This window comes from Acaryochloris sp. IP29b_bin.137 (assembly GCF_028285745.1).
GTDB lineage: Bacteria > Cyanobacteriota > Cyanobacteriia > Thermosynechococcales > Thermosynechococcaceae > Acaryochloris.
Window position 1 is genome coordinate 1 of the sequence record NZ_JANQOP010000038.1, and the last position, 14,821, is coordinate 14,821.

At 49.8% G+C, this 14,821-nt stretch carries 15 protein-coding genes and 1 pseudogene; 10 read left to right on the forward strand and 6 right to left on the reverse strand.

Features of this window, described 5'->3' with window-relative positions:
• Positions 1-37: 37 nt before the first annotated feature.
• Together Q0991_RS02690 and Q0991_RS25050 are read right to left on the reverse strand one after the other, a co-directional pair.
• Positions 38-441 (reverse strand): annotated as a pseudogene (locus Q0991_RS02690) (IS1 family transposase); the annotation flags it as partial.
• Positions 401-568 carry a type II toxin-antitoxin system HicA family toxin gene (locus tag Q0991_RS25050; RefSeq protein ID WP_366524879.1) on the reverse strand — a complete coding sequence of 56 codons (168 nt, stop codon included), beginning with the start codon at positions 566-568 and terminating at the stop codon, positions 401-403. The pseudogene Q0991_RS02690 and the gene Q0991_RS25050, both read right to left, overlap by 41 nt.
• Positions 569-897: 329 nt before the next feature.
• Here Q0991_RS25050 and Q0991_RS02695 point away from each other — a divergent pair, with 329 nt between their 5' ends.
• Positions 898-4,320 carry an AAA-like domain-containing protein gene (locus Q0991_RS02695; protein WP_299485260.1) on the forward strand — a complete coding sequence of 1,141 codons (3,423 nt, stop codon included), beginning with the start codon at positions 898-900 and terminating at the stop codon, positions 4,318-4,320.
• A gap of 40 nt (positions 4,321-4,360) precedes the next feature.
• Here the strand turns inward: Q0991_RS02695 and Q0991_RS02700 are convergent, their stop codons facing one another.
• Positions 4,361-4,936, reverse strand: coding sequence for a Uma2 family endonuclease (locus tag Q0991_RS02700; protein WP_299485262.1), 576 nt, complete (start codon positions 4,934-4,936; stop codon positions 4,361-4,363).
• A gap of 151 nt (positions 4,937-5,087) precedes the next feature.
• The gene (locus tag Q0991_RS02705) at positions 5,088-6,074 is read right to left on the reverse strand and encodes an NAD(P)-dependent alcohol dehydrogenase (protein ID WP_299485264.1); all 987 of its coding nucleotides are present in this window, start codon (positions 6,072-6,074) and stop codon (positions 5,088-5,090) included.
• Between the two features lie 165 nt (positions 6,075-6,239).
• Between Q0991_RS02705 and Q0991_RS02710 the strand changes: the two genes are divergently transcribed.
• From Q0991_RS02710 to Q0991_RS02745, 8 genes are all read left to right on the forward strand, one after another.
• Positions 6,240-7,448, forward strand: a complete 1,209-nt coding sequence (locus Q0991_RS02710) for an argininosuccinate synthase (RefSeq protein ID WP_299485266.1) — start codon at positions 6,240-6,242, stop codon at positions 7,446-7,448.
• 202 nt (positions 7,449-7,650) lie between these two features.
• Positions 7,651-8,448, forward strand: a complete 798-nt coding sequence (locus Q0991_RS02715) for an MlaE family lipid ABC transporter permease subunit (protein WP_299485268.1) — start codon at positions 7,651-7,653, stop codon at positions 8,446-8,448.
• 51 nt (positions 8,449-8,499) lie between these two features.
• Positions 8,500-8,886, forward strand: a complete 387-nt coding sequence (locus tag Q0991_RS02720; protein WP_299485270.1) for a DUF3119 family protein — start codon at positions 8,500-8,502, stop codon at positions 8,884-8,886.
• A 47-nt stretch (positions 8,887-8,933) separates the two neighbouring features.
• Positions 8,934-10,037: a DUF3086 domain-containing protein gene (locus Q0991_RS02725; RefSeq protein WP_299485272.1), complete on the forward strand. Its 1,104-nt coding sequence runs from the start codon at positions 8,934-8,936 to the stop codon at positions 10,035-10,037.
• A gap of 182 nt (positions 10,038-10,219) precedes the next feature.
• A complete protein-coding gene (locus Q0991_RS02730) occupies positions 10,220-11,218 on the forward strand; it encodes a rod shape-determining protein (protein WP_366524880.1) in 999 nt (332 codons plus the stop codon).
• Positions 11,219-11,283: 65 nt separating this feature from the next.
• Positions 11,284-11,961: a glycerol-3-phosphate 1-O-acyltransferase PlsY gene (gene plsY, locus Q0991_RS02735; protein WP_299485276.1), complete on the forward strand. Its 678-nt coding sequence runs from the start codon at positions 11,284-11,286 to the stop codon at positions 11,959-11,961.
• Positions 11,962-12,179: 218 nt separating this feature from the next.
• Positions 12,180-12,707 (forward strand): GNAT family N-acetyltransferase, encoded by a 528-nt coding sequence (locus Q0991_RS02740; protein ID WP_299485278.1) that lies wholly within the window; start codon positions 12,180-12,182, stop codon positions 12,705-12,707.
• Positions 12,708-12,749: 42 nt separating this feature from the next.
• Positions 12,750-13,142 (forward strand): RidA family protein, encoded by a 393-nt coding sequence (locus Q0991_RS02745; protein ID WP_299485281.1) that lies wholly within the window; start codon positions 12,750-12,752, stop codon positions 13,140-13,142.
• 35 nt (positions 13,143-13,177) lie between these two features.
• Here the strand turns inward: Q0991_RS02745 and Q0991_RS02750 are convergent, their stop codons facing one another.
• Positions 13,178-13,462 (reverse strand): DUF427 domain-containing protein, encoded by a 285-nt coding sequence (locus Q0991_RS02750; protein WP_299485283.1) that lies wholly within the window; start codon positions 13,460-13,462, stop codon positions 13,178-13,180.
• 143 nt (positions 13,463-13,605) lie between these two features.
• Here Q0991_RS02750 and Q0991_RS02755 point away from each other — a divergent pair, with 143 nt between their 5' ends.
• The gene (locus tag Q0991_RS02755) at positions 13,606-13,998 is read left to right on the forward strand and encodes a hypothetical protein (RefSeq protein WP_299485285.1); all 393 of its coding nucleotides are present in this window, start codon (positions 13,606-13,608) and stop codon (positions 13,996-13,998) included.
• A 96-nt stretch (positions 13,999-14,094) separates the two neighbouring features.
• On the opposite strand, the gene Q0991_RS02760 is transcribed toward Q0991_RS02755, so the two are convergent.
• The coding region (locus Q0991_RS02760) for a cation transporter (RefSeq protein WP_299485287.1) at positions 14,095-14,821 on the reverse strand (727 nt) is incomplete at its 5' end.

The following is a 14,821-nucleotide window of genomic DNA, read 5'->3' on the forward strand; positions in this document are numbered from 1 at the left end:
CTGGTGTGGTCTGTTTACTGAGCCCCCAATGGGGTCAAACCCAGTTATGAATCAGTCGTTGCACGTCTAGCAGTCGGGGTTACAGCGAGTGCTTCTTGGTGTCGAGATTCTGCTTCCTTACGATAAGCACTACATCGCCTCCTCAAAGCAGCATTGTGAGCCTCATTGTTGTGATTGGACCTCAGATGCTGGACTGATAGCAGTAAAGGGATGCTCTGCTTTCATCCACTTCCAAGCCGATTGAACGCCATGAACAAAGAGGTGTTGATTCTTGAGGCCAGCCTGGGCTGTCAACCAATAACGGCTCTCGCGTTCAAGGAAGTGGATGGTCCCTGGGACTGGCTGGGGGGGAAGATTTTTGCCTACACGAGTGTAAACTTCATCCCCTTCTACCGTCACATCAGAGCCTGTTGGAGCTGAGGGTGACCAGTTCTGTGATTCCGGTATGGCGTGGTATTGGAGATTTTTGTCCAGTTGCTGGGTTAAGGTAAATGTCATGTTTTGAGCCGTGCCGATGAAGCACACAACCAGATTTCTCTAGTTTGCGAATAAATGCTTTCCGCTTCATATTTCAAGGACAAGTTCCTTGGTTTTGACCTTCGCTGGAGCAGGCTCCGTATCCATCGTCATCAGTTGGTACGCATCACGAATATTTTCTTCAAGTTCTTCAAGGGTTTGTCCTTGGCTGAATACACTAGGTATACCTTTTATGTGTCCTACCAGCCATCCCTCATCATTCCAGTACTCTAATATGAATGACTGTGGAACCTCGGAGTGACGAAATATACTGGAGTAACACCTTCAAGCTATCAGAAATTATTACTTCCGACCTTGGCCTATATCACCTGCCCTTACGGCCGACGAGGAATGCCTGCCATGCCCCACAACTGAGCATAGATGTCCTTCACAACTCGCTATGAATATCAAGTGGGAGGGAGTCTACCTGCTAATGCCCCTTCTTATGTAACCCGGTCTGCCGATCAGGAGCTATATCAAAAGCTAAGGGCAGGCGAGTTCTGTTATGTCTTGAATTCCCGGCAGATGGGGAAATCCAGTCTGCGAGTCCAGGTGATGCAGCAACTCCAAGCAGAAGGCATTGCCTGCGCCGCCATTGAACTCACTCAAATGGGGAGCCAGCAAATTACGCCAGACCAATGGTATGCCGGACTGATTCGCAGTTTAGTCAGCAGCTTCGAGTTAAGCGATCGCATTAATTTACGGCAATGGTGGCGAGACCAGGCCCTGCTATCGCCAGTGCAGCGGTTTCACACCTTTATCGAAACCATCCTGTTGGTGGAATGTACGGGAAAGCTGGTCATTTTTATTGATGAAATCGATAGCGTTCTGCGGCTGCCGTTTAAAGATGATTTCTTTGCAGTTTTACGAGCCTGTTATAACCATCGAACCGATAATGCGGCTTACCAGAGGTTAGCATTTGTGCTATTAGGGGTTGCCACCCCTTCGAGGTTAATTCAGGATAAGCAGCGCACTCCGTTTAATTTGGGGTATGCCATTGAGTTAAAGGGCTTTCAAATGGCCGAAGCCCAGCCCTTGGTAGCGGGACTCACCGCCCAGACACCACAAGCCCAAGCCGTTTTACAGGCCGTACTGTCTTGGACGGGAGGACAGCCGTTTCTGACGCAAAAAATCTGTCAGATGATTGCCCAATCCGCCGCTCAACTACCGACTCAGCCTAAAGAGATAGAGCAGTGGGTGACGCAATTTATTCAGGACAAACTGCTAGCAAATTGGGAGGCCCAGGATGAACCGGAGCATTTGAGAACGATCCGCGATCGCATCCTCAGTAACGAACAATACACCAGCAAAGTCCTCGATCTCTATCAACAGATTTTGCAGCAGGGGTCGATCAAGGCGGATGCTAGTCCCGCCCAGGTGGAGCTACGACTATCGGGGCTAGTGGTTAACCGGCTGGAAAAACTGGTCGTCGCCAATCGCATCTATGCCCAAATTTTTAATACCGACTGGGTGCAAGACGTCGTAGCCAGTTTGCGACCGCCTTTTTATGCCTCTGCCCTCCGTCAATGGCAAAAGAGTCAATCCAACTTTCTATCAGGCGAACCCTTACAGGCTGCTCAGCAATGGTCGATTGGGAAACAGCTCAGTGATGAAGACTATCGGTATTTAGCAGCCTGTCAGCAAGCAGAAGCAGATGCCATCCTGGCTCAGGCTCAGCGACGAGCACGGCGAACGGTCCTGACAGGGTTGATCGCGTTAGTGGGAATTGCCGTATCAGCAGGTGCGATCGCATTCTGGGCCAACACCTCTATTCGCAAAGCCCAAGAAGTCACAGCCATTGAGCGCGATGCTCGACAAGCCTTGCAACAAGCTGAATTCAAGCAGCTAGAAGCCCTGCTCTTAGCCTTAAAAACAGCCCGCAAGATGCAGGACTGGGGAGAGCGATCTGACTCATCCAACTTTCCTACTCTGACGCCACTCCTCGCCTTGCAGCAGATTTTGGAAGATATGCGAGAGCAAAACCAAATTCGCGGGCATCAACGCGGCATTACGAGAGTTCGTTTTACCCCTGATGGTCAACGGTTAATTACAGCCTCCCAAGATCAGGAAGTGCGGCTTTGGGATTTAAAAGGCAATCTATTAGCCAAAATGGTGGGACATCGCTCCGGGGTAACGGATGCTTGCCTGAGCGGTAAAACCCTAGTCACCACTGCGGCAGATCGCACTACTCGGTTATGGGACTTACAGGGTAATCTCCTTGCAACGTTGCCCCATCCCCAGCCCGTTAACGCTGTGACCTGTCCACCCACGGCAGATGGTGTAATCGCCACCGCCACCAATGACGGCCAGGTTTGGCTGTGGGACCAAAAGGGTCAGCCCTTAGCCGATTTCCGGCCCCATCCTTCTGCCATTACGGCACTGCAATTTAGTCCTGATGGTCAAACCCTAGCCTCTGCCTCCTTTGATCAGACCGTCCAAATTTCCAATCTCCAGGGACAGCGAATTTTGCAGATTCCTGTAAGGCATGGACCTGTGCGCAGTTTGCACTGGCGACCCGATGGTCAAGTTTTAGCTACTGGATCTTATGATGGCTACCTGCATTTATGGAATCGTCAAGGCAAGCTCATCCGTAGTTGGAATGGACATCGCACCCAGGTGTTTAGCGTGGTCTTTAGTGCTGATGGCAAACAACTGGCCTCAGCCGCAGCGGACCGCCTGATCCATATTTGGGACTCCGAAGGTGAGCGACTAGAAACTCTAAAAGGTCACCAAGATTGGGTGAGAAGCGTGCAGTTTAGTCCAGATGGCAAATGGTTAGTCTCCGGTTCAGAAGACTACACTACCCGTTTATGGAACTTACGCCAGAAAGGTCCGGTTCAAGTCCTCAAACATGCTCGCCCCGTTCTCAGCCTTAGTTTTATGTCTCCAGACCCAGCGATGGTGACGGCGGGTGGCGATCAGTTTATTCGCATATGGGATCAGTCGGGGGAAGAACGACTGCGTATTGATGCCCATGCGGGTCGAATTTGGGACATTACCCAACGGGGAGAGTATTTTGCCACGGCGTCTGGCGATCGCACGGCGCGGGTTTGGTCGAATACTGGAGACTTAATCACCGAACTGCGAGGACATCAGTCGGAGGTCTTTGGCGTCAGTCTTGCCCCCACCGCTCAACGCATTGCCACAGCCTCTAAAGATGGCACTGCTCGTTTATGGGATTGGCAGGGACAACCCCTAGCCATTCTTCGAGGTCACCGCAGTCCCGTTTGGAGCGCCACCTTTAGTCCCACAGAACCAATTGTGGCGACGGCTTCTGCCGATCAAACCGTCCGGCTTTGGTCGATGACAGGTCAAACTACTGCCGTTTTAGAAGGACATCAAGGCCGAGTATGGACGGTAGAGTTTAGTCCTGATGGGAAATCTTTGGCGACGGCGTCTGATGATGGCACGGCACGGCTGTGGGATTTGGAGGGGCAATCTCTAGCCAAGTTTGAAGGGCACCGAGGAGCCGTTCGAGGTGTGCGTTTTAGTCCTGATGGCCAATCTCTAGCAACGGTTTCTGAAGATGGCACATTGCGGTTATGGGAATTGCAGGGCCGCCAACTGGCGGAATTTAAGCATGGTAGTCGTTTGTTTGATCTTAGCTTTAGTGCTGATGGGCAGTATGTGGCGACCGCATCTGAGAATCAAGGGGTAAAGGTTTGGGCGATTGAAGCCCTGAGTTTAGAGAAACTGCTGGCTAGAAGCTGTGAGTGGTTACAGCTCTATCTCAACAACCCCACGGCTAATTTGCTTGATCAAGAACGCCAACTGTGTTCACCAACCAACAGCCGATCTGGATAGGGAAAAGCTGCACTGCAAGGACAGTCTAAACAATAGTCTTTTACCAAATCCCTGAAAGATTCAAGACAAAACCTGGTAGCACATCTTCTCCTGATATCTGAGTTGGCGATAGTAAGACTTCTGTAGGCTGCCCCTGACGATAAACTTCGACTTGCTGCTTTTGTGGATTGATCAGCCATCCCAAACGCAAGCCGTTCTCCAGATACTCTTGCATTTTGTCTTGAAGCGTTCGCAGCGAGTCACTATTGGAGCGGAGTTCGATCACAAAGTCTGGACAGAGGGGAGGAAAGGTTTGGCGCTCTGCGTCTGTTAAGCTTTGCCATCGTGGAAGTGCAATCCAGGCTGCATCGGGAGAACGATAGGCCCCACTCGGTAGTTGAAACATCGTGCTCGAGTCAAAAGCTTCTCCAGTTCCATTCGCATCGGTCCAAATCCCAAGCTGTTGAGTGAGCTTGCGATTCCGTCGTCCACTTTCTCCACCCGTTGGGGGCATAACCACCAACTCTCCTTGGGCAGTTAGCTCTAGCTTGGTATCAGGATTCGCGGAACATAGCTGAATAAACTGATGGTCTGTCAGACTAACGATTGAATCTAAACGCAAAGTAACAGCCGTCATAAATGCTGAGTCTCATATAAACAGGATTTATACTGATGCCTTCCATCTTAAGGTAGGTACCACGAAGCTTTTGGAAACATTTGGTTTGCGATCGACATTCAACCATCGCCATTGACCGACCAGGTGTTGTTACAGCGTCCAAGTCGCAACATTAGGGTTTTAGAGAGAGGACGACAATTCCCAATCTTTGCTCTGTCTCAACTCTTTGGTGGGCTTCAGGTGCTTGTTCCAGCGGGTAGATTTGATCGACCGCAGCTTTGATTTGGCCTGCTTCGATCATTTGTTTTAGAGCAAGTAACTCTTCTTCCGTTTCACCCGCAAAGGCAAATACAGCGGTTTTATCCGTAAGCTTTGACGTGAGCAATGCTCTGAACATATCGGATAAACGCGGATTAGCCAGTAAATATCGACCTTGAGGCTTAAGGGCTTGAATGCATTTTGTATAGGAACTCTTAGCCACCATATCTAGAATAACGTCGTAGGTTTGGCTGCTTTGGGTGAAGTCCTCTTGGGTGTAATCGAAGAAATGATCCGCTCCGATCTGCCGCAGCATCTTTTCTTTAATGGTGCTATCCACTGCTGTGACTTCAGCCCCCATCGCTTTGGCAATCTGAACCCCAAACGTGCCAATACTGCCCCCTGCACCGTTGACTAATACCTTTTCACCTGGGGAGATATTGGCTTTTCGGAGAAAGTGTAGTGCGTTGAGTCCACCCAGGGGAACGGCTGCTGCCTCAGTAAAGGTTATGTTGTCTGGCTTAGGCACAATTGTGTACGTATCGGGTAAGCAGAGATATTCACCATAGGCCCCTAACCGAAGTTGGCTGCTGCCAAAGACCTGATCTCCAACCTTAAATTTGGTAACGTCTTTGCCAATGGCTTCAATTTCTCCTGCGAAATATCCGCCTAATATTTGACGCTTTGGCTTGGCCCAACCCATTGCCAATCGCAAAGGCAACCAAAACCACTTTACCGGGAAGTTAAAGCTACGCAGTTCACAGTCAGCTTTGGTCGCTTCGGCTGCATGGATTTTGACTCGAACCTCATCGTCTTTGGGGGTCGGTTTTTCGACCTCCTTGACTTGTAAAACATTAGGTTCCCCATACTTTTCGTACACAATCGCTTTCATGAGTTTCATTTGATTATTGCCATCGAATGATCTGAACCATGACCGTAATATCCACTTTTTTTGATCGTGTTAATTACACCGCTCATTTTCATCATTAACTGCTTGACCCTTAGTAGCAATCTGACCTTTAACACTGCATAATAGGGAACGCAGTTTTGCAGGAAAAAAGCGATCATGGGGCGCGCTAAAAAAGTTGTATTGGCCTATTCTGGGGGAGTTGACACCTCCGTTTGTATTCCTTATCTAAAGCATGAATGGGGCGTTGAAGAAGTCATCACCCTGGCCGCAGACTTAGGCCAAGGGGACGAGCTAGAACCCATCCGCAAGAAAGCGCTAGATGCTGGCGCTGCCCAATCCTTAATTGCCGATGGTACCCAAAGCTTTATTGCCGATTATGCCTTCCCTGCGATTCAAGCCAATGCCCTTTACGAAAATCGATATCCCCTCTCGACCGCTTTGGCTCGCCCCTTAATTGCCAAATTGCTCGTGGAGGCCGCCGAAACCCACGGCGCTGATGCCGTTGCCCATGGCTGTACCGGGAAAGGCAATGATCAGGTGCGATTTGATGTATCGATTGCGGCCCTGAATCCCGACCTCAAAGTCCTGGCCCCCGCCCGTGAATGGGGCATGAGCCGGGAAGAAACGATTGCCTATGGGGAAAAGTATGGGGTGCAGTCTCCCGTTAAGAAATCGTCTCCCTATAGTATTGACCGCAACTTATTAGGGCGGAGTGTGGAAGCTGGGCCTTTAGAAGACCCCTGGGTTGAGCCGTTAGAAGAAGTTTATGATCTAACTAAAGCCATTGCCGATACCCCTGATCAACCCGAGTATGTTGATATTGACTTTGCCCAGGGCATTCCCACGCAGCTGAATGGACAAGCCCTTAGCCCGGTTGCCTTAGTGGAGCAGCTCAACCAAATAGTCGGTAAGCATGGGGTGGGCCGCATTGATATGGTGGAAAATCGCTTAGTCGGTATTAAATCCCGCGAAATTTATGAAGCCCCGGCACTGTTGGTGTTGATCCAGGCGCACCGAGAACTAGAAAGCCTGGCTCTCACAGCGGATGTTACCCACTACAAGCGGGGAATTGAAGAAACCTACAGTCAACTGGTCTATAACGGCCTTTGGTTCAGCCCCCTCAAAGATGCACTTGATGCCTTTATCCAGCAAACGCAAAAACAGGTGACGGGTACGGTGCGGGTGAAGCTATTTAAGGGTTCAGCACCCGTGGTGGGCCGTCAATCGCCCCATTCTTTATATACGCCTGACTTGGCGACCTATGGGGCTGAAGATACCTTTGATCACAAAGCGGCAGAAGGCTTTATTTATGTGTGGGGTCTGCCCACTCGGGTATGGTCGCAGCACCATCGGTCTGACTGCTAGAGAGTGTTTATTGGTTTTATGGCCAGAAAACACAAGCGCTTACCGTTTTCATGCCGGTGACTAGTACCATAAGCTCCATTGCCAAAGTAGTATGTTGTTGGTGGTTTGCCGCCAATTACTCGTTTAGCGATGAGGCAGTATGATTGATATTCTCCAAACCCTACTTTCTGATCACCGTTGTGGCAACTTCGTGTAGGTGTTTGTGAAATCCTTACTGGCCTGGACGGGATTCAATATTTGGAGCCGTCGCTTGATCGCGGCCATATTTCTGGGCGGGCAGGTGGTGGTGCACTTGCTCAGAGGCAAGATTCACCGTCGAAATACCATCGAGCAAATGGCGATTGTGGGGCCTGAGTCTCTGTTGGTTGCCCTAATAACGGCTAGCTTCGTGGGCATGGTGTTTACCATTCAAGTTGCCCGAGAGTTTATTGCCTTTGGCCTGGTGCAAACCGTGGGTGGGGTGTTAGCCCTGGCTCTAACCCGAGAATTAGCACCAGTGTTGACTGCGGTGATTATCACGGGGCGGGTTTGTTCTGCATTTGCCGCCGAAATCGGCACGATGCGGGTAACAGAACAAATTGATGCCCTGCAGATGCTGGATACTGACCCCATTGACTATTTGGTCGTACCTCGTCTCTTGGCCTGTACCCTGATGTTGCCAATTTTGACCCTAGTTTCCCTGGTGGCAGGCGTTGTCGGTGGGATGATTGTGGCATCGATTCTGTATGACATTCCTTATAGCGTCTTTTTAGATTCGGTGCATAGCTTTTTGGGGGTTTGGGATATTTGGAACTCCATGATTAAGGCTGCGATTTTTGGTAGCCTTATTGCCATTGTTGGCTCTAGCTGGGGATTGACGACCTCAGGAGGGGCTAAAGGGGTCGGTCAATCCACAACTGCCGCCGTGGTGACAGCCCTTTTATCTGTATTTATGACCAACTTTTTCTTGTCCTGGGTGATGTTTCAAGGGGCCGGAGGAACGGCCTTACAAAACTTGTGAAGCAGAACCCCTTAGAATGGAAAACAGTTTGCTCATATTGATGAACGCAGAATGGCTGTTTCTCAGGTTTCGAATACACAATCAACGGTCGTTTTAACGCCCCGCTATTGGGTGCCGATTGGGGTTGCGATCGCAGGTATCCTCCTCACATTTATCACCCCCTGGGCCGGAGTTCCTGTCATCTTATTGGGGTGTTTCCTCGGGTTTCAGGCGGCCACGGTACAGGTCCAATTTACAGCCACTGCCTTTGAACTTTACCGGGGCGAGAAACAGCTGCGCCAGTTTCCCTTTGCTGAGTGGCAAGATTGGCTGATTTTATTGCCCCCAGTTCCCATCCTGTTCTTTTTCAAAGAGGTCAAGAGCATCCACTTCATGCCCATGCTCTTTGATGCCCGATCACTTTTGACCTGCTTAGAAGAGCGATGCCCTAGATCCTAAGGTATTCTGCTCAACAGCCATTGTTTTACTGATTCAAGTGGATTAACGTGACTGATTCTTCCGGTATCGCCAACAACACCCCCTCCGTGGACCAACTCCGAAAAGATGCCCAAACCCTGCGGGCCGAAATCGCAGAACTGCGAGGGACGAAAGCGAAGCTCCTTGAACAGCAGCTATCGGCCACCCAAACGGCCCTAGAACGGTTTGCCGATGACCACCTCAAAACCTTAGAAGAGCGCAAGCAAACCCTACAGATTGCCGTCGATCAGTTGGAGCGTCGCCAAGAGCGGGTCCAGGCAGAAATGCGCCAAAGTTTCGCGGGGGTGTCGCAAGATTTAGCGATTCGGATCCACGGCTTCCATGACTATCTCGTCACCAGTTTGCAGGATCTCGTAATCGCGGCGGAGAAGCTAGAACTAGCTCCCAAAGAAGCACCTAAGCCCCAGACTCCAGCACCGCAGGTATCCCCTGTTCCCCGCCCAGAACCGGCTGCAAAACAGCGGCCAGGGGAACAACGCCCGCCCCGTTCAGCCCCTCCTCGGCAATCTCGCCCCCCTCGGCCTGCCCCGCCTCAGCGGTCCGGTCCCCAGTTTGCCACCCAGGAATTTGCAGAAGAAACCCGTCAGATTCGCCAAATTCTCGATCAATACCGCACTAATCCCAATTACTACGGTCCGCCTTGGCAGTTACGCCGGACCTTTGAACCGATTCATGCCGAGCGGGTCGCCAGCTGGTTTTTTACCTTTGGCGGACGGGGGGCTTTACGGACCTTAAGCAGTCGCTTGCAAAATATCTTGGTGGCCTCGGCCACGATCTCGATTTTGCGACAGCTCTACGGTAGTTCTGTCCGTACCCTGATTTTGGCAGACTCTCCCGAACGTCTGGGGGATTGGCGACGGGGTCTGCAGGACTGTCTCGGCATTGACCGCTCAGATTTTGGTCCCGAGCGAGGCTTAATTTTATTTGAGTCTCCTGATGCCCTGGCTCAAAAAGCAGATCGGCTCGTCAAAGAACAACAGCTCCCCCTCATCTTGATTGATGATGCGGAAGAAGAAGTCAGTTTGTCGATTCTGCAATTTCCCCTCTGGTTAGCCTTTGCACCTGAACCGCAGCTTCGCAAAGAACGGTCCACCTTTGACTGGTTTGAATAGAGATCCTGAATAATTCGCTGGAGTGGGAAAAAGACCGTTAGACTAAGCAAGGAATTGAGTGATTACACAAGGGTTGAACCTGACATTTCATTTAGACAATCTCGGGGACGCTATCTGCATTTAGATATTAGGTGTCTAGGAGGTATTAGGATTTGGGTCCGTTAAATCATCTATCCCACGGCATTGGCATTGATCTGGGCACTGCAAATACCCTTATCTTTCTCAGCGATCAAGGTATTGTCCTGCGAGAGCCCTCTGTGGTTGCGCTCGATCAATCCAATCAGACTTTGCTCGCCATTGGCAGCGAAGCTGAGGCCATGATGCGGCGCAATCCGGCCAGCATTGATGTCACGCGGCCCCTCTCAGATGGGGTGATTGTGGGATTTGATACGGCACGGTTGATGCTCAAGCACTTTATTCAGCGGGTGCAGAAGGGACAAACCTTGCTCTATCCACGGGTGATTATTAGCAGTCCTGTGGGCTCTACCAGTATTGAAAAACGGGCCTTATCCGAAGTTGCCGCTCAAGCCGGGGCGCGGGAAGTTTATCTGATTGATGAGCCCGTCGCGGCAGCGATTGGGGCCGATCTGCCCGTAGAAGAACCGATTGGCAATATGGTGGTGGATATTGGCGGTGGCACTACGGAAATTGCAGTGGTGAGCTATATGGGCACGGTAGTGACCGAGTCGCTTCGAGTGGCGGGTAACAAGTTTGATGACATCATCTGCCGCCACGTTAAAAAGAATCATGATCTGTTGATTGGTGAGAGAACGGCTGAAACCGTGAAAATGAAGATTGGCACGGTCTATCCCCATCCTGAGCATGATGAGGCGACATTAGAGATTTCGGGTCTGCGGCTCCTGTCCGGTTTGCCAGGAAGTGTGGTACTCCAGGGATCAGAAATTCGGGAGGCGTTGTCGGAGTCCTTGGCTCGCATTGTTTCCGCGATTAAGCGTGTACTAGAAAAAATCCCCCCAGAGTTGGCCGCAGATTTAATTGATCGAGGCATCGTGATCACGGGGGGTGGAGCGAAACTGCGAGGATTAGATGCCCTAATCAGCTATGAAACGGGCTTGGTCGTGCATGTTCCACCCGATCCTCTCAGTTGTGTAGCTTTAGGGACGGGGAAAGTTTTAGAAAATTTCAAAACCTTGGAACGGGTGCTACAAAAACGTCTCTAAACTCTGTAGCCTAAGCCGCTAGACATGGAACAATAGGGGGTAAGCATGTTCAGAACGGTTGGTTTATGGCTATCTGGCTACTTTGTAACGGTGTACTGTTAATCGTTGCCTACCTGTTGGGATCTTTCCCCACGGGCTATCTGCTGGGTAAAACTCTGCAAGGCATCGATATTCGGGAGCATGGGTCTAAATCGACAGGGGCCACAAATGTCCTGCGGACGTTAGGCAAGGGGCCGGGCTTAGCCACGTTAGTGGTGGATATCCTCAAAGGGGCAGGAGCCGTTGCCCTGGTGCGAGGGGCCTATGCAAACGCTACGTTTTTGAGTCAAGCCCCTGAGACCGCTGATACGAGCCTATGGCTGTCTTTATTTGTGATTATGGCAGGACTGATGGCAATTTTAGGCCATAGTAAATCGATTTGGCTGAACTTTACGGGTGGGAAGTCCGTGGCGACGGGGTTAGGCGTGCTGTTGGTCATGAGTTGGACGGTGGGTCTGGCTGCTTTGGGAATTTTTGCGTTGGTAGTGTCCCTATCCCGGATTGTCTCCCTCAGCTCGATTAGTGCAGCGGTTGCGCTACCAATCCTAATGCTTGTTGCTAAACAGCCCTTAGCTTATTTTCTCTTTAGCATCACGGCAGGTGTTTATGTGGTGTGGCGACATTGGGCGAATATTCAGCGCTTGCTAGCGGGTACAGAACCTCGCTTGGGGCAGAAAAAAGCTGTGTCTACTGATGCCACCTAATCCAGGATTGCGACTCAAGAAAATTTTGGTTATTCTCTCAAATTTCAGGCTTTTTTCTTTCTAGACATGGTATGGTCTCCTGGTGTGTTTGGATTCTAGACCGCTTACAAAAAACCCTGATCAGTCTCCCAGGTTAGACCCGACTCCCTATATGAACCTATTTTTTAACGCTGATGCCATGATAGAACTGGCTTGGGTTGCCAGGGATAGTGCCTTCAATGTCAGACTTAGCGCGGGTTCAAATTCGGGAAAGTACGCCAGCAGATTATGCTGCGATCTCATCCATCTATAACGAAGCGATCGCAACAGGTAGTATCACCTTCGATACCCGTCAATTTGAAGCGCCAGATATTCAAACCTGGGTGGATAAATTTTGCGATCGCGAATGTCTATTGGTGATCGAGCGTCAGCAACAGATCCTGGGGTGGGGCATCGTCAAACAATATAGCGATCGCCCTGGGTATCGCGTCTGTTGTGAAACATCGATTTACCTAACCTTTGCTGAAAAAGGTCAAGGACTAGGAAAATTAATGCAAACGGCCCTACTACAAAAAGTGGCTGAGTTAGGCTACCACCATATCGTTGTGAAAATTGTCGCAACAAATGATGGCAGCATTGCGTTTCACAAAAGCTTTGGCTTTGAAATGGTCGGGGTGCAAAAAGAGGTTGGACATGTTGCTGGCCGTTGGCAAGATGTAGCAATCATGCAGCTTATTCTGCCCCAGGTTCCACCCTACCCCCTTTGATTTGTAGCTGTTCAGTTGTTTTTTAAAGCCTATAGATATGACATGAATGAAGCAGAAACAGCAGCGGGTCTTCCGAAAACATCAAATTACCGTTATGCCAAACAAGTGGATAACCAGCTATTTGTGGCTGGACAGGTTCCCCATGATTCCAATGCCCAACTGGTTGGTAAATCTGATCCATCGGTACAAGCAGCTCAATGCTTAGCCAATCTTCGACAGCTTCTGAATGTGTATGGATTCAGCGAAAACGATATTCAACAGCTCACCATTTATGTGGTCAGTGAAGCTGAAAATCTTGCTAGTGCCTGGAGTGCTGTCGAACAGTGGTTTGGCGGTGAAGTACCCCCTGCAACACTGTTAGGTGTTGCTCAGTTAGGATACGTCGATCAGCTAGTCGAAATTGACGCCACTATCATCCGAGAGGTATCAGAGTAAGCAGGCCAGGAATACTCTCTTGAGATACAACCCAATTAGGCTGTCACCTGTACGCCTTTCCAAAACGCAATGTACCCCTTAATATTTTTCGCGGCATCTTTGGGGTCAGGATAATACCAAGCAGCATCTTTGTTGACCTGACCATCTACTTCAAGGCTGTAATAGCTAGCAACGCCTTTCCAGGGACAGGTTGTATGGGTATCGCTGGCCTTGAAATAGTCAGATTTAATGGCATCGGGCGGAAAATATTGATTTCCTTCCACCACTTCGCACTGATTGCTTTCAGCAACAACTACTCCATTCCACACTGCTTTTGGCATTGCGACTTTCCCCGAATTAAACTCTTCTTCCTTGTAACGTACCGTGTCAAATCTGACAAGTGAATGGGAAACCTGTGGTTAGGGCCAAACAGACTTTATTTGGTCACCTGACAATCCTCTTTATCCAGTACAAACCAGGGATTATGGCTCCAACAAAACCCAAGCCCCCCGTTCAAGTGATTGACTCGTTTCTCACTCAGCAAGATATTCTGAGTGCCTTACTGGTTTGGGTCATTCTCGAAGGATTTAGCTTTATTCTGCTGCCCAACTTTACACTGATCAGTGGGGACAATAAAACTTTGACCTGGATTTTGATTAGTGCGCCCCTGGGAATCCTTGGCGCAATTATGATTGGTCTGTGTTCGAGTTGGCTGCAATACTGCCATGAGCGACTACATAAAACTAACCCTCAAAAGAAGCTCTTGGTTGCCTTAGGGAATGTGGGCAGCTGGATCGGTTTAGCAGGGATAGGCTTCCCCCTGATCATTGTGGGTCTTGAATTCTGGTTTTTGATTATTCACGGTATCGATATTTAACTAAAACAACAAATTCAAACTTAGGGCTGGGGCATGGGGTGGCATTATTCTAGGCGGCCTGTCTTTTAGTATTGCAGAACGACTCTTTCTACCTATTTATTGCCCATCTTTTAGCCAATAGGGATCTTCCGTAAACACAATGTCGATTTCTGGGAATGGATGGAGATCTGCAATCGCAGCCGCAAACTTCTGCCTCAACTGATCCAGCTCTTGCACCCGATCAACCACAAACTCCGCAGGAACCAAGATCTGAATAAAGACATACAACACCCGTCCTTGGACCATCATCTGCAAATGGAAGCGATCGATGGGATGTTTTTGAATGCGGGCGACTTGGGAAATGGTCTTGCGAATTTCTCGATCCAACTCACTTTCTGGGGCAACACCTAATAATTGATTGACGCCTTCAAATACGGTGCGTAGCGGTAGGGGAATGATAACCAGCACCAAAATAGAAACCAGCAGCGGGTCAACGTAAGGGAGATAAATATTCCAAGCGGTCTCTTGTAGTAACATCGTCACCACAAAGGTCAACGCTACCGCGCTACTAATACAGCCATCTACTGTCCAGTCTCGGGCTTCCACCTCCAGCAACGGTAAGGTCAACCGTTTAGCATAGCGATGCATCAAAAGGGCAAACGTAAAACATCCGACGGTGGATAGGGTAGCATAGGCCAACGCTAAGCCCACGACAAGATCTCGACCGCCATGCAGCAAATCTTCTATCGCAGAAACAAAAGCGAACAAACTAACCGATAGAACGATAATGCCTTTAATCGTATTGATAAAGGGTTCAAAACCGTAATAACCAAACTGGTAGCGC